14 protein-coding genes are annotated in these 19,278 nt (G+C 40.3%); 5 read left to right on the plus strand and 9 right to left on the minus strand.

Annotated elements, in window-relative coordinates; genetic code table 11:
- The first annotated feature begins 185 nt into the window (after positions 1 to 185).
- The 5 genes from mdh to FKG96_RS16875 all read left to right on the plus strand — a co-directional run bounded on the left by mdh (position 186) and on the right by FKG96_RS16875 (position 5,262).
- The gene (mdh, locus tag FKG96_RS16855; protein ID WP_130855809.1) at positions 186 to 1,124 is read left to right on the plus strand and encodes a malate dehydrogenase; all 939 of its coding nucleotides are present in this window, start codon (positions 186 to 188) and stop codon (positions 1,122 to 1,124) included.
- A gap of 16 nt (positions 1,125 to 1,140) precedes the next feature.
- Positions 1,141 to 1,569, plus strand: coding sequence for a retropepsin-like aspartic protease (locus FKG96_RS16860; protein WP_130855808.1), 429 nt, complete (start codon positions 1,141 to 1,143; stop codon positions 1,567 to 1,569).
- A gap of 362 nt (positions 1,570 to 1,931) precedes the next feature.
- Entirely contained in the window at positions 1,932 to 3,107 is a 1,176-nt protein-coding gene (locus FKG96_RS16865; RefSeq protein WP_149105720.1) for a glycosyltransferase family 1 protein, read from the plus strand.
- A 7-nt stretch (positions 3,108 to 3,114) separates the two neighbouring features.
- Positions 3,115 to 4,089, plus strand: a complete 975-nt coding sequence (locus tag FKG96_RS16870; RefSeq protein WP_130855806.1) for a flippase-like domain-containing protein — start codon at positions 3,115 to 3,117, stop codon at positions 4,087 to 4,089.
- 6 nt (positions 4,090 to 4,095) lie between these two features.
- Positions 4,096 to 5,262, plus strand: a complete 1,167-nt coding sequence (locus FKG96_RS16875; RefSeq protein WP_130855805.1) for a glycosyltransferase family 4 protein — start codon at positions 4,096 to 4,098, stop codon at positions 5,260 to 5,262.
- Between the two features lie 249 nt (positions 5,263 to 5,511).
- Here the strand turns inward: FKG96_RS16875 and FKG96_RS16880 are convergent, their stop codons facing one another.
- From FKG96_RS16880 to FKG96_RS16920, 9 genes are all read right to left on the minus strand, one after another.
- Entirely contained in the window at positions 5,512 to 6,495 is a 984-nt protein-coding gene (locus FKG96_RS16880) for an endonuclease/exonuclease/phosphatase family protein (protein ID WP_242627173.1), read from the minus strand.
- Positions 6,496 to 7,778: 1,283 nt separating this feature from the next.
- Positions 7,779 to 8,930, minus strand: a complete 1,152-nt coding sequence (locus tag FKG96_RS16885) for a hypothetical protein (protein ID WP_130855803.1) — start codon at positions 8,928 to 8,930, stop codon at positions 7,779 to 7,781.
- A 50-nt stretch (positions 8,931 to 8,980) separates the two neighbouring features.
- Positions 8,981 to 11,719, minus strand: coding sequence for a TonB-dependent receptor (locus tag FKG96_RS16890; protein WP_130855802.1), 2,739 nt, complete (start codon positions 11,717 to 11,719; stop codon positions 8,981 to 8,983).
- A gap of 1,155 nt (positions 11,720 to 12,874) precedes the next feature.
- Positions 12,875 to 13,792 (minus strand): DMT family transporter, encoded by a 918-nt coding sequence (locus tag FKG96_RS16895; protein ID WP_130855801.1) that lies wholly within the window; start codon positions 13,790 to 13,792, stop codon positions 12,875 to 12,877.
- A gap of 395 nt (positions 13,793 to 14,187) precedes the next feature.
- The gene (locus FKG96_RS16900) at positions 14,188 to 15,045 is read right to left on the minus strand and encodes a sugar phosphate isomerase/epimerase (RefSeq protein WP_130855800.1); all 858 of its coding nucleotides are present in this window, start codon (positions 15,043 to 15,045) and stop codon (positions 14,188 to 14,190) included.
- 29 nt (positions 15,046 to 15,074) lie between these two features.
- Complete coding sequence (locus tag FKG96_RS16905) at positions 15,075 to 15,971, minus strand: aldo/keto reductase (RefSeq protein ID WP_130855799.1); 897 nt, start codon at positions 15,969 to 15,971, stop codon at positions 15,075 to 15,077.
- Positions 15,972 to 15,976: 5 nt separating this feature from the next.
- Positions 15,977 to 16,690, minus strand: coding sequence for an FKBP-type peptidyl-prolyl cis-trans isomerase (locus FKG96_RS16910; RefSeq protein WP_242627172.1), 714 nt, complete (start codon positions 16,688 to 16,690; stop codon positions 15,977 to 15,979).
- A 260-nt stretch (positions 16,691 to 16,950) separates the two neighbouring features.
- Positions 16,951 to 18,285, minus strand: coding sequence for a GH1 family beta-glucosidase (locus FKG96_RS16915; protein ID WP_130855798.1), 1,335 nt, complete (start codon positions 18,283 to 18,285; stop codon positions 16,951 to 16,953).
- Positions 18,282 to 19,274, minus strand: coding sequence for a glycosyltransferase family protein (locus FKG96_RS16920; RefSeq protein ID WP_130855797.1), 993 nt, complete (start codon positions 19,272 to 19,274; stop codon positions 18,282 to 18,284). The genes FKG96_RS16915 and FKG96_RS16920 overlap by 4 nt, the downstream gene beginning before the upstream one ends.
- Positions 19,275 to 19,278: the final 4 nt, after the last annotated feature.

Below are 19,278 nucleotides of genomic sequence, written 5' to 3' on the forward strand. Positions count from 1 at the left end.
TATAAGTTTTTGAGTTGTTAGTAGCAACGGTAACACGATTTACCCCATATAAGTAATAGCATACAACTTATGACTTATAACTTACGACTTGTTTTGCCATTCCCATTCCTTTTTACTATTTTACCATCGTGCGGAACTGAGGTAAAAAACAATAATTTTAACGAATCATTTAATTCCGGAAATTTATGAAAATCACCGTTATTGGCGCCGGTGCCGTAGGCGCAACCGCTGCAGACAATATCACAAGGAAAGAACTTGCAGAAGAAGTTATACTGCTGGATATCAAAGAAGGAGTTGCCGAAGGCAAGGCGCAGGATATTTCGCAAACCGCAGCCCTTTTAGGATTTGACACTAAAATCACGGGGGTAACAAATGATTATGAAAAAACTGCCGGATCAAGCGTTGCTGTTATTACTTCAGGTATACCGCGTAAACCGGGAATGACACGTGAGGAATTGATCGGAACAAATGCAAATATTGTTAAATCGGTTGCCGAGAATCTGCTAAAATATTCGCCTGAGGTGATTATTCTAGTGGTTTCTAACCCCATGGACACCATGACCTACCTTACCCTTAAAGCCACTGGCTTACCTAAAAACAGAATTATCGGTATGGGTGGCGCATTGGACTCTTCCCGATTTAAATATCAGATCAGTCAGCATACCGGAGCCTCTCCTTCCGATTTAAACGCCATTGTCATAGGCGGGCACGGTGATACTACGATGATTCCGTTGATAAAACACGCCACTTGGAACAGTATTCCAGTGACACAGTTTTTATCTGCACAGCAACAGGAACAAGTAGTAGCCGACACGATGGTAGGTGGAGCCACTTTAACGAAACTTATAGGCACCTCTGCTTGGTATGCGCCGGGTGCAGCTATCGCCGGGATGGTGGAAAGTATTGTCAGAAATCAGAAAAAACTATTCACGGCTTCTGTTTATTTAGAAGGCGAATATGGTGAGCAGGACATCACGTTGGGAGTTCCTGTTATTATCGGTAAAAACGGCGCCGAAAAAATAATTGCTCTTCAATTGGACGAAGAAGACAAGGCTAAATTCAGACAAAGTGCCGAAGCCGTGAGAAGCATGAATAACGTGCTTTCTGAGAGTAAAATCATCTAAAAAACTAATATCGTTAATGATTAAAATACCACTAGCATTATTAAATCTTCAAGATGACGGCTTCCACTTATTGGTGGAAGTCGTTGTTTTCGAACATAGCTTTAAAGCTGTATTGGACACGGGTGCGTCCAAAACTGTATTCGACAAAACAATCGTAGAGCGTCACATAGGTAATGAGCAACTTAAAAGCAGTGACCGCGTATCTACCGGTTTGGGTACGACTAATATGGAAAGCTTTACTTGGCAACTTCCTGATTTTCAAATCGGCACTTTCCACCTTAAAAATTTTGAAGTGGCCGTACTGGATCTGTCTTCTATTAATTTTGCCTACGAGAATCTTTCAGTCGAGCCTGTAATCGGCGTTATTGGCGGCGATATACTCACCCAATATCAAGGTATCATTGACTATGGAAAAATGACCCTGACACTTAGCATGAAGGAATAGAGTTTAATAATAGCACCTAACAACTAACAACCAATAACTAATAACTAACAACTAACAACTAATAACTAACAGCTAATAACTAACAGCTAATAACTAACAGCTAATAACAACAAAAAAAGGCGCGCTTCACAGCGAGCCTTTTCCCAATTTTAACCAAACCTAATTTACATGAATCAATTACTATTTAACTCTGATACAAATCTAAGGTATCCGCGTTAAGCCTATTTTAAAAAAGCATTATGCCTTTGTGAAAAAAACAAGGCTATCGGCTAGATTTTCTTCATTACATGACGAATTCATAACAATTGATTAATGCTATTATTAATTTAAACCGATAGCTTTATAAATACGAAGTATATGCTATGCGAAAAATTAAAGTAGCGTTTTTTGCGGAAATCTTGCATGAAGATAAAGATGGGGCATCCCGAACGATGTTTCAGCTTATTAAGAGGATTCCGTTCGATCGTTTTGAATTCATGTTTATTTATGGTGATGGCCCGGATCAGCTGTTAGACTTTCCTTCGCTTAAAGTTCCAACTATCACCATTCCTTCCAATAAGAATTATACGTTATCGATTCCTTCCTTAATAAAAAGAAGATTAATCCGTAAACTAGATACATTCGGTCCGGATATCGTACACATCGCTACCCCTTCTCTTTTGGGGCATTTCGCGGTCACTTACGCCAGCAAGCGGCATATCCCGGTCGTCAGCATTTATCACACCCACTTTATTTCATATATAGACTACTACTTGAAACATTTGCCTTTTCTTATCGGCCCGGTTAAGCGATATGTTTCGTCGAAGAAAAAATTATTTTATAATCAATGTGATTGCATTTATGTTCCAACAAAATCCATTAAACAGGAACTAATCAATTACGGCATTCAAGCATCGAAGATGTTGCTATGGGAAAGAGGAATTGACAATACATTGTTTAATCCGCTGAAAAAGGATCTGGCAAAGCTTGAAAAAATAACCGGGAACCAACAGCCTACACTCTTGTTTGTAAGCCGCTTGGTATGGGAAAAAAACCTGGAAATGCTCTTTAAAATTTATCGATTAATTAAAATACGAGGAATTGCATGTAATTTTTTAGTTGTAGGAGATGGATCCGCAAGAAAAGCATGCGAAAGCAATATGCCTGAAGCAATCTTTTTAGGCCATGTTGGTCACGACGAATTAGCAAGTCTTTATGCATCGAGTTCCATTTTTGTCTTCCCATCTGTTAGTGAAACTTATGGCAATGTTATTTTAGAAGCACAGGCCCCCGGCCTGCCTTGTGTCATTGCCAACGGTGGGGGTTCCAAAGATCTAATAGAAAATGGTGTTAATGGCTTTGCTTGCAATCCTAACAGTGAGGGAGAATTTGTAGACTGTATAGAAACGTTATTGAATAAAAAAACGATTCACCGGCAATTCAGCATGCTTGGCATACAAGAAAGCACAAAACGGAACTGGGAGCGGCTAGCGGACATTTACTTTAACGATATTGAGCAGTTGGGCAAAGTTCCCAGCATTTACAAACTAACCTCTTAGTACCGGAATGCTTCGATTTATTAAAATTATACTATTCTTATCTGTTGTTATTTCTTTAGGAATCTACATTGCTCATACAGACCTTACGCAGGTAACCCGGTCGTTAGCACATATCGGTTGGGGTTTTTGCTGGGTTTTGATCCTTACCTGCCTCGCGTATCTCCTAGGCACTCTGGCCTGGGCTTATTGCTTGGGAGACCAGCGAAAGAGAATCAACATTTATCAATTGTTTTGGATCAGACTTATTGGTGAAACGGTGAGCCTTTTTAATCCCAGTAGCATTATTGGGGGCGATTTTCTAAAGGCCGAATTGTTGAAACCCTATATGATCGAAAGAAAATCGGCTATTAGATCGGTTATCGTTTCACGCTTTCTGATGATCGCTTCGCAGCTTCTGTTGTCGGCACTAGCGGTAGCTATTCTACTTAAGCAGAGCAGCGACGATAGTTTTAATCGACAAGTAGCGTCTTTTTTCCCTTATTTTGTGATTGTTTTTTTAGTCATCAGTCTGCTTATTTTCTTAATATTTCGCCTTACTAAATCGTTGCATAAGAAACTTACAACCCGTTTTAGTCAACTCAAATTAAGTCTAACAACTACCCTATCCGAAACAAAGTTATACTATCACCAAGAGAAAAAGGCGCTATGGCTGTCGTTTCTCTTTTTCTCGCTCCATTGGTTTGTCGGTTCCCTTGAATTCCTGCTCATCTTGCATTCGCTGGATATCAATATTGACGTAATTGAAAGTTTAGCCATGGATATGGGCGTTATTTTTTTTAAATCAGCAGGCGCAATAATTCCGGGGCAAATCGGTATTGAAGAGTATGGCAATCAATTTATGTTAGAATTTATTGGTATAACGGGCAGCCTATGGCTTAGCGTCTCCGTTGTCCGGCGGGCTCGACAACTCGTTTGGTTACTTTTTGGCGGTATCAGTTATGTTGTATATCATAGAAAGGCCCCGCAACTGCAAGCAGTATAATTATTCATGGAAGTTCTATTTGTAAGTCATAAATATCCCCCTACTACCGGCGGTATGGAAAAGCAAAGCTATGAACTGGTAGTGGGTATGAGAAAATGGTGTACGGTGCACGAGTTAATATACAAAGGCATCGGTAGCCGGCTGAGCTTTTTTCTAGCACTCGGAAAAAACATAAGACATCTTATCAATCAGCATCCCAATATTAAACTTATCCATTTTAATGATGCATTGATTGCCTCCTATTATTTATTGTGCTGTCGATTCAATCCGCACATTAAACACACGGTTACCATACATGGTTTAGACGTCGTCTTTCCGAGTTTTTTATATAGGAAATTTATTCTCCCAAAACTGAATCGCTTTGATCTTATCGTGGCAGTAAGCAAAGCTACGGCCCAAGCCGCACAAAGCGTGGGGATCGCTACGGGAAAGCTACGAGTCATTTCAAACGGTGTCGATGAAAAAATACCTAAACATAAATTCTCATTAAATTTCCATGACGATTTCCAAGCAAGGTACCGTTTGGATATTCGTGGAAAACAATTATTGGTAGCCATGGGCAGGCCCGTTAAGAGAAAGGGATTTTCTTGGTTTGTCGAACGCGTAATGCCTCATTTGCAACATGATTATTTATTGCTCTTTATAGGGCCGTTTCATTGGAAAGCAACCAAACAAGAACGCTTCTTTAAATTCCTTCCACCCTTTTTCCGAAACAAACTTGCGTTATTTCTAGGTGCGGCCACCGATGAGCCGAAATTGCGTCAGTTATTAAGCAAGCCTGAAATAAGAAAAAGAGCCAAACACTTGGGACGATTGCCGTTCGATGAAATTCTGAACATCCTGTATCATGCAAGTGCCTTTATTATGCCCAATATCGAAGTAGAGGGTGATATGGAGGGCTTTGGCCTGGTTTGTTTGGAAGCTGCCTTATGTGGAACAACTGTTTTTGCCTCCCACACAGGAGGTATTTCGGACGCTGTAAAACACGGGAAGAACGGTTATCTGTTACCATCAGAACAAGCAGAAGAATGGATTACGACACTAAACGAGTTTATGAAGAAACCTAGCGACGAGGAGAAAAAGACAGCGTCGGTTAATTATACAAAAAGACACTTCGGTTGGAAGAAAATGGTCAAAGCTTATTATGAGGCATTTTTGGGGTTAGTTGAGTAGTTAAGTCGCCGAGTTGTTAAGTAGTTAAGTTGTTGAGTAGTTGAACAGGAAAATAGTTGACATAGAACGGAAAGTCGTGATACTTATGTCCTGATACTTACCTGCCTGCCGGTAGGCTGGTGTCTTGATACTTGATACCTGCTAGAACATAAAGACAGGAAGAAAACTCACACCCACAACCCACAACCAATAACCCACAACCAACAACCAATAACCAACAACTAATAACCAATAACTAATAACCAACAACTAATAACTACGTTGCTGCCAACTAAACGATAAACTCACGGGGCAATGGTCCGAGAGCGGTATTCCTTCTTTATTATTGAATTTCTCGTTCTCGAAACGGTAGGCATTTGGAGTCAGCAACAGATCAGCACTGCTTCGAAAGAGTATCTTATCGATAGACTCACAGTCGTCAGTCAACTTCAAAATATCCTCTTTCACAAATTTTTTGAAAGCGGGGAAGCTATCCTTAGCCTTGAGCGTTACCCATGCATCTTTCAAACCATTTTGGGCAAGCAGATCGCGAATATTGTCATGTTCATAGCAGAAGTGCGCATTTAAATCACCCATAACGATGACCGCTCGATCGCCTGAGTGCTCTTTAATATAATTGGACAGTTGAATCATATTCTTCCGTCTCGCGGCAGCAGCGGCCGGATCATCCGCCGCATTTGCGTGTACATTATAAAAATCGATAAATACGCCCTTCCCTACTTCAATCTTACTAAACGTAAAACCCTTAGGTGTCAAACAGTCCGCCCCTGTGCAATTATTCCAAGGAATGCGGTGTATTTCCGTAATACGATATTTTGAGAGTGTATTCAAACCATCACCAAAAGGTACGCCTCCTTTCGTTTTGGTTTTATAAGGATGCTCATTACCACTATAGTACAAGAAGCTATTATAGTTAAAGTCTTCCTGCACATGAACAATATCATAATCATTCAATCGACGCCCAATTTCTGCAATACTTGACGAACGCTCGGTAACAGCGCTGCAAATAAGCTGTGGCAAACCCGCTATATTATAAGTTATGACGGAAAATTCACCCTCATAATTGATGGGCAATTCTTCAGGAGGATGGGTATTGAAGCTAATAAACGAATGACTTTGTGTAGGAACACGACAAACTTGAAAATATCGCTTCACAACCAAAAACAAAAGACAGGTAATAAAGAAGAAGTTCATCCACTTTCTGCTTAGTTTACGACGAAGAATAAGTTCCATAAAAGTAAGGCTTTCCTGGCATAAAACTAGCATGGAGAGTTAAACAGAACGTCGTTTAAATGTTAAAGGAATGTTATTTTTTTTAGGCTATAGGCAGTACGCTATATTCCCGCAGTGAACAAGGGAACCTGGTAGTTGGGAATAGGCCTTACGTCCTCATTTAAGTCCTACCCCATTCACTGTTAACTACTCCCTACTCACCTCCTTCCAGTGAACAAGGGAACCTGGTAGTTGGGAACATACCTTACGTCCTCATTTAAGTCTTATTCACTATTAACTACTCCCTTCTCACTACTCACCTCCTTCCAGTGAACAAGGGAACCTGGTAGTTGGGAACATGCCTTATGTCCTCATTTAAGTCCTATTCACTATTAACTACTCCCTTCTCACTACTCACCTCCTTCCAGTGAACAAGGGACCCTGTTAGTTGGGAATAGGCCCTACGTCCTCATTTAACTCCTACTCCATTCACTATTAACTACTCACTACTTCCTATTCATCTCCTTCCAGTGAACAAGGGAATCTGGTAGTTGGGAACATACCTTACGTCCTAATTTAAGTCCTATTAACTACTCTCTATTCACCTCCCCCAGTGAACAAGGGAACCTGTTAGTTGGGAACATACCTTACGTCCTCATTTAAGTCCTATTCATTACTAACTACTCCCTATTCCCTCCAGTTTCAATCCCATCCCAAATGACATTAAAACAAACCTAACTAGTATTGATGTAAAGTCAACCGGGATCGTCATAAAGACAACCATATTTAATACAAATTTGATCACCTTTATTATAAAGCCGATCAACATAAATGTAACGGCAATTAGCTTTGCTTTAAAGAAGTACGGAATTACCTCAATTCCAATTGACTTTAACGTAATCCCAATTGTCTTTATAGTAAAGTCAACGGTTTTTACTATAAACCCATATGACTTTATTATAGATGGAAACGTCCTTCATATAAGGTCGATCAACTTTGCTACAAAGTCGTACAGCAATGAAATAAACCCAAAAGGATTCATCATAAACCCAACCGACTTTGAAGTAAAGACGACCGGAATTAAGGCAAAGTTGTACGGAAACAAGATAAAGGCAAACAACTTTAAATTAAATCTGAATGTGTTTATTATAAAGCCAATAGTGTTTGCTATAAGGACGAACGTCTTTGAAGTGAGGTTTTAGTTAAACCTAACAGTCATCCTATATCAAACATCCAAGTATAGATAACAAAAAAGCGGCTATCCTGTTAGATAGCCGCTTTAAAGCATTTATGTTAACAATAGACTAGTTGGCAGTTAAATGCGACTCAGCCCAAGTTGACCAATTAGGACGAGCAGCACCGTTACCAGCGCCCGTAGCGTTAGGATCTTCTTCGTACGTTCCAGCAGTACCTTTATTTGGTACGTTATCAAAACGAACTTGTTTCACTTTATTAGCTTGAAAATGAGCTAAAGATTCTGCACCACTTGCAACAACGCCTTCTCCAGCGATAAAATCTTTTAGATAAACATTGGTGATTGAGCCTAATGTACCACGACGCAACATCATTCCCGCTTCCGAAGTTACAGAGGTGCTATTACGACCTATTAATGTTAAATTTGTTAACGTCGGACTTGAAACAGGAGCTAAAGTTGGATTATCCTGGTTGCTGTCCGCTTCAATGCCACGGCTATCTGAAGAATAAGTTGTAGCTGCAGATTGATCAGCATACAAGTTCGTCACTCTACCATTCCAGCCTTCAGCCCAGTCAAAGGAATCATCTTGCGACCCGATCACTGTCAAATTTTCAGCATTTACCGAACCTCCAAACCATTCTACACCGTCATCGGAAACTTGATTGATAAATATATTGTTTACAGTAGTCCCGTTACCAACAGCGTATAACGTAAGCGCATTGAATTCAGATTCGTCATTAATTTTATTGCCTGAATACTCAATAATGATGTGTGATAAGACACCTGAATTATCAGTATTATTATTACCGCCATATATCAAACCAGCCACTTCTGCTTGTGCATTTGCACCTTTATTAGTGCCAGCATTTCCGCAAATAACAATGCCACCCCATTGCCCAGCAGCAGGTGTAGCAGCGCCTGAAGTAAATACTATTGGATTTTCCGCTGTTCCGGCAGCATTGATCATAGCACCTCGTTCAACAGCTAAAAAAGCTACATTTGTTACATTCTCTGAATATTCCGCTTCAATACGCACACCTGGTTCAATTGTTAAGGTTGCTCCTGACTTAACATAGACCGGACCACGCAAAGTATATGTTCTCCCCGCGGTTACACGAGCGTTTCTATCGATATTTCCACTAATAATACCATCCTCAAAAGTAATTTCTCCACCATCAGGGCCTGGATTATTATCATCATCGCTGCTACAGCTTGCAAACATAGTTGCGATAACCATCATGCTTAAGAATAATTTTTTCATAATTGTCATTTTGAATGAATAACTCTGTTGTTTTCTGTTTTTATTTTTGTCTAAAAAATCTTGTATTTAATACCTAAACTAAAGTCCAATCCTCTCCTGTAGTTATATACCTCTACACTTTGATCGGTATTTTCCTGTTCCATACGCACTTCATTATTTAATAAGTTATTAATTTTCAATCCTACCTCCCATCTTTCATTTATTGCAGTGTTTGAAATAAAATTCAAAGTAGGGTAGCCTTTTTCTACTATGTTCCCTCTACCGAAAGCTCCCAATGAAAAAATTCGATCATAGAAGTAATTTCCTACGACAGCAACAGTTGGCCTGATTTTTCCAGTATTTAACTTATAAGTCAAGTCTGCATTCACCAACAAAGGCGAGGCTCCTTGTAGGCGATCATGATCACCATTAAAATTAACACTCATTGTGTAGTCGGTCTCTTCCGCAACTTTCTCGGGATCCAACTCTTGGCGACTATACATATAAGTTACGTTCATCCCTCCCGAAAAACCGCCAGCAATGTTCTTTCTCATCTCTACTTCGGCACCAAATACGTAAGCATAATCTCCAGCATTTAGAAATGAAAACAAGTTCGATGCCGCTGACGTGATTAATGTTTGGCTAATCGGATCTTTGATATATTTACCAAAGATTCCTGCCGAAAATAATTCATCAGAACTTGGAAACTGCTCCCATTTGATATCTAAATTATAATTGTCTGCGGGCTTTAACGCTCCGTTTCCGAAGGTCAAAGATGTCACATCTTCGTATTGAAAAGGGGCTTTTTCTAAGAATTGAGGAAGCGTATAAGATTTACTAGCTGCTACTCGTAAGTTTTGATTTTCCGACAAAGCATATTTAAGAGTAGCTTCAGGTAATATAAAAATTTTATCAATGTCCGCTTGATCAAAATCTACTATGGGTTGCAGAATATTTACGTCCCATGTCATTTTTTGTAAGACCTTGTCTGCTCTTAACCCCAATGTATAGGTAAGTTTTTTGTTTGGACTATGCTCAAAAAGGGCGAAGCCACCATGTATATTTAAATTAGCGTCGTATGTTTGGGGAACCAAACTTAAAACTCTTGCGGTTTCAAAGCGAAACGTTGGACCTGTACCAGTAGCAGTTGTAAAGTTATCTGCATTCAAAAATGCATCTAGATTGTTAGGATCAGCTGCTATGCCGGACTGTTGGATGCGAGCGTTAATTTGAGTAGCTTCGAAATCCCGTTTTTTATACCGTCCGGTGTAACCCACACTTAGTTTTCCGTCGTATTCCCCTGCTTCATTTTCAAACAGCTTATAATTAAAAGCAAATCTCCCTGCGACTTCTTTCTCATTAATATATTGAAAATACCTATTCTGATTATTTACCTGAGAATTGTTGAACTCAAAACCTCCACTGTTACTAGTTGATAAGGTACTAGTAATCCGATCAGGCATATCAGCATTGACGATACCATAAGATGCTCCCCAGTCTAAAGATAAACGTTCTTTTAATTGATGTTCTCCGAGCAACTGATTCAAGAATAATTGGTTTTGCTGGGTCAATGTTTGTCGTGTAAATTGTATTGGTTCATCTAATGGAGCCACATCATAATCATTCACAGCACTAGAAGAGCCATTAATGAATATGCTATTCCACCTTAATCGGTTTTTTGAATTAACTCGATAATCTAGGTTGAACATACCAGTGGTATTCGTCTCGTAAACATTCTTCTCTATGTTGAAGTAATCGGCATTGACGATATCAACCCTTGAACCCATTACTTTCTCAGAACCTTCTCTAAACTGATAATTGTTTTTATGAGAGACAGTTGCAAAAACATTTAATCTCCCTTCTTGGCCTATCTGAAAACTTTTTCCCCCTTGAATAGAAAAGTCATAATTAAAAGGCTTATCAACAGTATTAGGCGACCATTTACTCCCGAAAGTATATTGTTGCAGCGTAGTAGGTGGCTTGATATTATAGAAACCAAAGCGCTTCCAGTTATCTGCTCTTTTAAAATCAGACCGAAAAGCATTTGTGTTTAAACCACCACCAATTTCTACGCTTAATGTAGGATTACCAACGTGTTCTTTCGAAAGAATGTTAACAGTAGCACCTCCAACATCACCATAGTCCTCTGCAGTATATGTTTTACTAATGCCAATTGATTGAATAACATCCGTTCCAAATAAATCTAACGAGATGTTCTTACTTGTTGGCTCATTCGATGGCAACGGCAAACCATTTAACAAGGTATTATTATAACGATCTCCTAAACCACGAACAAATACACCCGTTGTCCCTTCTTGTTTCGCAATACCAGTTACTTTCGTAATAGCAACGGCTGCATTACTGATACCTTTTCGGCTCATTTCCTGTGAGCCAATGCTTTGCGTAATCACAGCCGAGTTCATCTGCTTTCTTAACAAAGCCGATTCAGTATCCTTTCTTACTTCACCAACAATCACTACATCATCGAGCATCTGTGCATCGGAGGCCATGGCGACATTAAGATTAATGTTGTTTCCTGCTTTTACAGTGACTGTATCCCGTAAAGTTTGGTAACCTACATAACTAAACACGAGGATATGAGTTCCAGGATTAAGTTCTAATTTGAATTTTCCGTCGATATCTGTATTGGCACCCAACTTGGTACCTTGCACGGCGACGGACACCGCGGGCATGGTTTCATTATTTAATGAAGCATCTACCACAACACCACTAACGATTCCCTTTTGTTGAGCAAAAGTAATTGAACCGCTAAATAATAGAGTTAAAAAGATTAGGGTCTTGACTTTCATGTAACTTGTAATATTCCGCTACAAAGGACGCAAGAACAGGTAAACAGAATGTTAAGTTCGTATTATTCTTATATATATCTATTGTTAATATAGTGTTAAGACTAAACAAGGATTGAATTGTTAGACATACCTTGTCATTGGAATATTAAGCATAAAATCAGCATTTTATATAACGCTTAACACTTTCATAACCTCTTTATAATATTGCTTTCGCAATTCGAGACTATAAAAATAACTTAAATAAAATCTTCATGATTTCGGAACTCGTAAATGGATCATTTCGTGTTCGTTCATAAAAAACACCCCCTCGAAGTGATGTTATAAATCATCAACAGTTCAAAAAAGATAACGGAGACAGCTACCTACTTGTATTTAAATGTAAGACTAAGCACATATACACTGCCTGAAGCTGCGCTGCTTAGCATGCCAAAGTCTAAAAGGCATAACCAACTTCAGGTTAAATTCGTGCCAAATTCGAGATTTCATCAGATATTTACCAGATCCTATCAGCTTTTTATCAGATAAACCTGACTAAAATCTGGTAAAACCTGAACAGCACCTAATAAACTTACGAATTTGGTACGGAGTTAAGGGGTAATTGAATGGAATAAAAAGGGATTACCACGTGGATTCGATGAATCATCAGGCATAAGACAGAACGTCGTAGATACTATTTAAGCACCTCTCGAAGATAAGATCCCTGAAAAGCTATCTAGTTACTCCCTCGCCCCTCCCCATCCTCTCCCCAGCGAGCTAACTTGAGCGGGGCTGAAGGCGCACTTAATGGAGTGTTTCCCCAAGGATCTCGCCACGAGTCCCCATTGAGCTCCGACCAAGGTGAATCGAACCACCGAAGCCATCTCCAAAAGAGGTACAAGCGAGGGGCCCAAACTGCTTTACACGATCTTTGTTCATGCTTGATCGCATCTATAGCTTAGTTCGATAGGAGTCCGATAGGTATTGCTTAAAAAGCCGTGTTTTGGGCCTTTTTACGTACCATATAAGGATATCACTGGGATATAGGGCGAATGGGACACGGATGGAGCACGGCTCAAGGTCGGATCTAAGCGCTTGCAACAACCGCGTCCCAAATCAATTCCGTAGAAGCATACTAAAATAGATAAATGGCTAAACCAGGTACATATAATGCTTAAATTATGGAGACAATGCAGAACCTGATTGCTTTTCTTTTTTGTTTTTTAGTGATTTATAATAATTCATTGTCGATATTGCTGCCAACATCACAAGTATGCCTACAATCTGCACGAACCCTAGTTGTTCATTCAGGACGATGCTTGCACAAAGGACGGCAACGGGAAGCTCGATCGTCATTAGTATGGAGCTGATGCCTGCCCCGATCTTTGGAATAGCGGCTGCAAAAAGCGCTGTAGGAATGGTCGTTCCGATGATGGCAAGAAAAACTGCCATCATTGCAAATTCATAGCTGAAATAGCTTCCCGCCAAAATGGTTTTTACATTGATGATGAAAATAGTCAATGCAGAACCCGCCATGATTACCATGCTTTTAGGCAACCAACCCACCGTGTGGCCAACCCTACTATTCGCAACGATATAGATGGCATAGGTCAACGATGAACAAAGTGCCAAGGTAATACCGATCCACGAGAGGGATTGGACATCTTCTCCGAAAAGGTTTGCGGCCATAACCGTGCCGATAAGAATGAAAACAACCGTCAGCAATTCCGACTTATTTGGTTTTTTACCGAACACAGCCCAATCCAGTAATAAACTGAACCATGTAAACTGCATAAGAATTACGATAGCAAGTGATGCGGAAATATAGCTTACGGACTGATAGTATAAATAATTGGTGAGACCAATCGCTCCGCCTGTTGCTAAAAGAGATATAAATTCATTCCGTGTGAGGCGTACTTTTCCCTTACGGGAAAGGAATTGGGCTGTCCCGAGAAATACTGCTGCCAAGAATGCTTGTGAAAAGGATAGTTCAGCGGCATGGTACCCGCGTGAATAGAATAACTTTACGAACGAGGACATCGTACCATACATGATGCCTCCCATTAAGACCATTATGATGTATTTTAAATTTGCCATTTCAAGATTGTTAGAAAATAATTACGTTAATACCTGCTTAGAGGCCAAACAACCTTGAATGGTCACATGAAAATGTAGACAATATCCCCTCACTGAAAAAGTGAGAACATGAAAATGATAAATCCGGTTATTTAGCCTTTAGGCTACCGGAGGGGGCGTATTTGAGGAAAATTGTTTATTCATAAGAATATATGATAATTAAGGCGAATATAATAAATTCTTGATGTATTTAAAATCAGTGGAAATGTTTGTAATAATAAACGAAATCCCCGCCTTGCTGTGACACGGTAGCTTCAAAAAAAATTTTACGTTGATTTGTAAATAAAAAAGCCACTGCGGTGTGCAATGGCTCCATTCTATACGGTATAACTTACAACGTATAGCTTAAACTTATCCTACTCTAAGTCTTTCACTAATTTGCGGAAGTTTTCAGCACTAGCCGCGATATCTGCAGAATTGGCTAACCAATTGTATTCGTATTCCGCTGAAAGCATCCCTTTAAACTTTTGGTTTTTTAATTCTTGCATCACCCCTTTTATGTTACCAACGCCGGTACCCCAGTGTACATCATGTGCATTTCTCGATTTTTCGTTCAAATCTTTAAAATGTAAATGGTTGATATGTCCCTTATACTTTTGTAGACATTCTATGGGATCTAAACCGGAACGTACCCAGTGGCCAATATCGGCACAAGCGCCTACATATTTACTGTTTGCCAGTTGGATAGCATTTAACACAATTTCGGGGCTCCAGTAGTGGGTTGGATTCGGATGGTTGTGAATGGATACTTTGATTTTAAACTCAGTAGCCAACTTTCCGATTAAAGGAAGATCTTCTTGCTTAGGCTCAGTATTGATGTTTTTAATACCCATGGCTTTGGCAAACTCAAAAAGTTGACGCCAAGCTTCCGGCGAATCGGCGCTTACAACACCGAAAGCAACCAAGGTAATTCCTTTGTCTTTCAACAATTGCAAAACCTGCGCTCTTTTTTCTTTGCTCATGGCGAAATCCATTTTACCTTCTATCCCACCACCAATAGTTTGACCTGGATAAGCTTCAATATACTTCAATTTACAGCTATCTACTTTAGCAATTGCCTCGGCGAAAGTAAATCGGTTAAAACTATAGGCCTGGGCGCCTAATTTCCAACCTAATTTTTCTTCCGGCCTATCTTGCGCTTTTAAAACGCTTGTTGTAAAAACGATTGCTACGATAGCAATCAGGCTACTCCATACATGTTTTTTATAGTTCATCTTGATTTTATTTGGTTTGTGGGTTTATTCTATCTATGGCTATCGTAGGTAAAGCTTCGGACTTGCGTTCTTAACACCTGCAGTTCATCAGATGATAGTTTCGGCCGGTTTTTCAAAATGCTTAAACCTTGATCTAACTGCTCTTCTGTACGAAAGCCTGTTACGGCCGAAGCTACTGCCCGATTTTCGAGTACATAGGCTAATGCCACAGCAGTATCCGATGTATCCAACTTTCCGGCTAGTTTATGAATGGCTTTAGCGGCTTTGAGTACCTCACTCGAACTGAATTGCAAATAATCTCCTTCTTTCTTTCCAAGCAATCTTCCTTGAGCCAAAGCTCCTCTACTGATTACACTAATATGGTGATCAGCTAACAACTTCAGTATCTCCTCTTCCGGACGATGATCCAACAGACTGTATTGCATCATCACCGACACAATACTAGATCGCTTAATATATTCGCGAATGACATTTGGTCGAATCGATGAAATTCCATACCACCTAATTTTACCCTGTTGCTTCAATAGTTCGAAGGCCTCAATCGTCTCATCTATTGGATCTTCTATGGTACCGCCATGAAGCTGGTACAGATCGATATAGTCCGTCTGCAAACGTCGAAGGCTTTGCTCTACCGCTTTGAGAATGTACTCTTTCGAAGGATTCCACTCCCAGCCATTTCCATCTGGTCGCCATTGATTTCCAACTTTTGTGGCAAGAACAATCTCTTTTCTGACCGATTTCAGCGCTTCGCCAACATAGGTTTCGTTCATCCCTTTATCGTAGAGATCGGCCGTATCGAAAAAGTTAATGCCATTGTCAAAAGCTTTACGTAATAAGTGACTTGCATGCGATTGGTTTTCTCCTAAGGACATACAGCCAAAGCTGATTTCGCTAACTTTTAAATCGGATTTTCCAAGCACATTCATGAATACTAGCCTCCTATTTTAAGCAGCTCAACATCAAATACCAAAACGCTAAATGGAGGAATATCGTTTCCGGCACCGCGCTCTCCATATCCTAATTGATAGGGTATATAGAAGCGATAGTGCGCCCCAACAGGCATTAACTGCAAGCCTTCCTGCCATCCCTGAATAACGCGATTTAATTGAAATGAAATCGGTTCGCCCCGATCGTAAGAGCTATCAAATACTTTTCCACTTAAAAGTGCACCCTTATAGTTTACGGTAACGGAATCTGTCGCCAATGGTTTCGGTCCGACAGCGTCCCGAATAATTTCATATTGCAAACCACTCGTTGTAGTATGAACCCCTGCTTTCGTTTTGTTTTGTGCTAAGAAGGAATCACCCGCAGCTGTTTGCTCTTTCTTTAAATCTTCTGCTGCCGCTGTTAACACGTCGCTGATAGCCTTATATTCATCTTCTTCTTTTATACGGATAGGACTCTCTGAAAAATAGTCCTCGATAGCCTGTGCTACTAATTTTCCGTTTAGATTTTTCAATCCTCTCTTCTTTAAATCTCTTGCCATACTTAAACCAAAGGCATAAGAAGCTGAGTCGATTTTACTTTCGAACATGGGTGTAACTTTATTTTGCTTGGGTATTATTTTTTGTTTCGTTTTTTGCTGCGCGAATGTAGGAAGTGCCGACACAGCTACAAGACCCGCGATAATTAATGGTTTGATCATGATAGGCAAACATAAAAAAATTAGTTGAGTGGGGAAATAGTTAGTAGGAAAATAGTTAAGGGAGTAGTTTTAAGTTGCGAGTTGTGGGTTGCGTGTTTTCTTCCCCTCCTATGTCTTAGGAGGTATCAAGTATCAACACTTCCTGTCTTACATCCTATGTCTATATTAAGCTATAGGCATGAACTATTCTACTCTACGCAAAAATTCATCATTCATTATTCATCATTCAACATTCATCACTTAAGACCCTACTTAACAAATCAACGACTTAACCACTCTCCATACCATTTCCCGCTTTCTTTAACGATACGTTTTTGCGTTTCAAAGTCGACATGCACCAGACCGAAGCGCGGATGGTATCCTTCCGCCCATTCAAAATTATCGGTAAAGGTCCATACAAAATAGCCACGCACATCCACTCCCTCCTCTTTAGCGCGCAAGACCTGCTGAATGTGATCTTGTAAATATTTTGTCCGCTCCGCATCATAAACACGATCACCGATCACTTCGTCTTTAAATGCAGCCCCATTTTCGGTTATGATAATAGGCGGCATATTGGGATAGCTCTGAAATCTTTTGAGTGCCTCATAGATAGATGATGGATAAATCTCCCAATCCATCGCCGTCGTGTGTTTTATCCCCCTTTTGCGAGGTTCAACAATGTTAGCCCACACATAAGGCATCAGCATTGAAAATTGGATAACCTCTCGGGTATAAGTTTGAAGTCCAATAAAATCGAAATTAAAAGCAATATTATCTTCATCGCCGGGGAGGATGTATTTCTTTAAATTTTTAAGCGCTTTGACAGCGTCGATGGGATATCCCATCCCTAAGATAGGTTCTAAAAAAAGGCGATTCATAATTGCATCTGCCCTTCTAAGTGCATGGATATGTCTCGTCTTAAGGGATATGGGCTCGAGCACCGAATGTGAAAAAGTAGTGCCTACCATTGCCGTAGGATAACGCTCTTTTATAATTTTGGCCCCTCGGGCCATGCTAAGGGTAGCATGGTGCACCGCCGGCAAAAAATAACGGAGACCCCACCGTCCCGGCGCGTGCTTTCCGAAAAAATAGCCCGCACCAACGAAGGCAACCGGCTCGTTCATAACCATCCAATGCTTTACACGATCGCCAAAAGAATCAACACATAAACGGACATAGGTCTCAAACCATTCTAAAATGGAACGGTTGGTCCAGCCACCTTTGTTTTCCAGTGCTTGCGGAAGATCCCAATGATATAAGGTTACCCAAGGTGTAATTCCATGTTGGATACACGTATCAATGACCCGGTTATAAAAGTTGATACCCTCGCGATTAATTTCTCCCACACCTTCCGGCAGTATACGTGTCCAAGCAATGGAAAAGCGAAAATGCGGGATATTCAGCTGTTTCATTAGTAAAATATCGTCTTCATACCGATTGTAAAAATCGCACGCAACTTGCGCATGATGCCCGTTTCTGATTTTTCCTTTCTTTTTACTAAAAACATCCCATATGGATGGGCCTTTCCCGTCAGCATTATGCCCCCCTTCTATCTGATAAGCGGCCGTAGATACGCCCCAGATAAACTCTTCACCAAATAAACTGCGATTCATATATGGAGATGCGTGGCTAAAATCTTATCTACAATCTCTTGTGTATTGTCAGGGTAACTAACTTTTACCCCCTGATCGGTATTTATCCAGCGCTCAATAGCTTCATCATTCTTTGATTTGAGATTTTTGATAACCGGTACGCCCATTTGCATTAACGCCGCCGCATTTAAATGTTGCTCATATTGATTTTTCATCGGAACAACCATTAACTTCTTACCCAAAAAAAGCGCTTCAGCAGGTGTCTCAAAGCCCGCCCCGCATAAAATACCATGGCAAGAGGCCATACTTTCCACAAATTTCTGATTATTAATAGGCTGAACGTTCACATTCTTGAGTGAAAAGGGCACTCGATTATGCTTAGAGAACACGTCCCATTGAACTTGATCAAAGCGTAGCAGGCTTTTTAATAGACGTGCGTCATCATAGGCCGGTAGGTACACCGTATAGTGCCCCTTATCACTGATTTCCTGCTCCCGGATTTGCCTTCTGATAACCGGTGTAAATATAGAGGGACTGTAAGGCTGAAAATGGAAGCCGTAACTTACATCTACGGGGGCATAATGCTTTAAAATAAACTTACCCATCATGTCCACTTCTTCAGGCTTTGGCGATTTGGAATCCAAAACAGCTGATTGATGGCTCATGCCGATGCAAGGGTGTTCACGTAGATGACAGGCCCAAGCCGTTACAGGTTCAAAATCGTTGATCACGAGATCATAATCCTCAACAGGCGTTTCATTTACCTCTTTTACGATATCTCGAACTTTATTACTCATAAAAGTTCGCCAAAGGTCAACACCGCCTGCTTTTCCAAAGATAAAGCTAAGCCCGTGCTTACGATATTTGACCTCAAAAGGCAAATCTAAATCGGCTTGGATACCGCTCACAAGAATATCTACCTCTGCCCGTTTTTTTAAACAAGGGATCACATCCATCGCCCGGCTTAAATGTCCGTTACCTGTTCCCTGTACAGCATACAATATCTTCATTTGA

The sequence above is a fragment of the Olivibacter sp. LS-1 genome (assembly GCF_008245145.1).
In the GTDB taxonomy this organism is placed as follows: domain Bacteria; phylum Bacteroidota; class Bacteroidia; order Sphingobacteriales; family Sphingobacteriaceae; genus Olivibacter; species Olivibacter oleidegradans.

Coding starts and splice junctions, on each gene's coding strand:
- mdh (WP_130855809.1), top strand. CDS start 186: ATGAAAATCACCGTTATTGGCGCCGGTGCCGTAGGCGCAACCGCTGCA.
- FKG96_RS16860 (WP_130855808.1), top strand. CDS start 1,141: ATGATTAAAATACCACTAGCATTATTAAATCTTCAAGATGACGGCTTC.
- FKG96_RS16865 (WP_149105720.1), top strand. CDS start 1,932: ATGCGAAAAATTAAAGTAGCGTTTTTTGCGGAAATCTTGCATGAAGAT.
- FKG96_RS16870 (WP_130855806.1), top strand. CDS start 3,115: ATGCTTCGATTTATTAAAATTATACTATTCTTATCTGTTGTTATTTCT.
- FKG96_RS16875 (WP_130855805.1), top strand. CDS start 4,096: ATGGAAGTTCTATTTGTAAGTCATAAATATCCCCCTACTACCGGCGGT.
- FKG96_RS16880 (WP_242627173.1), bottom strand. CDS start 6,495: ATGGAACTTATTCTTCGTCGTAAACTAAGCAGAAAGTGGATGAACTTC.
- FKG96_RS16885 (WP_130855803.1), bottom strand. CDS start 8,930: ATGAAAAAATTATTCTTAAGCATGATGGTTATCGCAACTATGTTTGCA.
- FKG96_RS16890 (WP_130855802.1), bottom strand. CDS start 11,719: ATGAAAGTCAAGACCCTAATCTTTTTAACTCTATTATTTAGCGGTTCA.
- FKG96_RS16895 (WP_130855801.1), bottom strand. CDS start 13,792: ATGGCAAATTTAAAATACATCATAATGGTCTTAATGGGAGGCATCATG.
- FKG96_RS16900 (WP_130855800.1), bottom strand. CDS start 15,045: ATGAACTATAAAAAACATGTATGGAGTAGCCTGATTGCTATCGTAGCA.
- FKG96_RS16905 (WP_130855799.1), bottom strand. CDS start 15,971: ATGAATGTGCTTGGAAAATCCGATTTAAAAGTTAGCGAAATCAGCTTT.
- FKG96_RS16910 (WP_242627172.1), bottom strand. CDS start 16,690: ATGATCAAACCATTAATTATCGCGGGTCTTGTAGCTGTGTCGGCACTT.
- FKG96_RS16915 (WP_130855798.1), bottom strand. CDS start 18,285: ATGAATCGCAGTTTATTTGGTGAAGAGTTTATCTGGGGCGTATCTACG.
- FKG96_RS16920 (WP_130855797.1), bottom strand. CDS start 19,274: ATGAAGATATTGTATGCTGTACAGGGAACAGGTAACGGACATTTAAGC.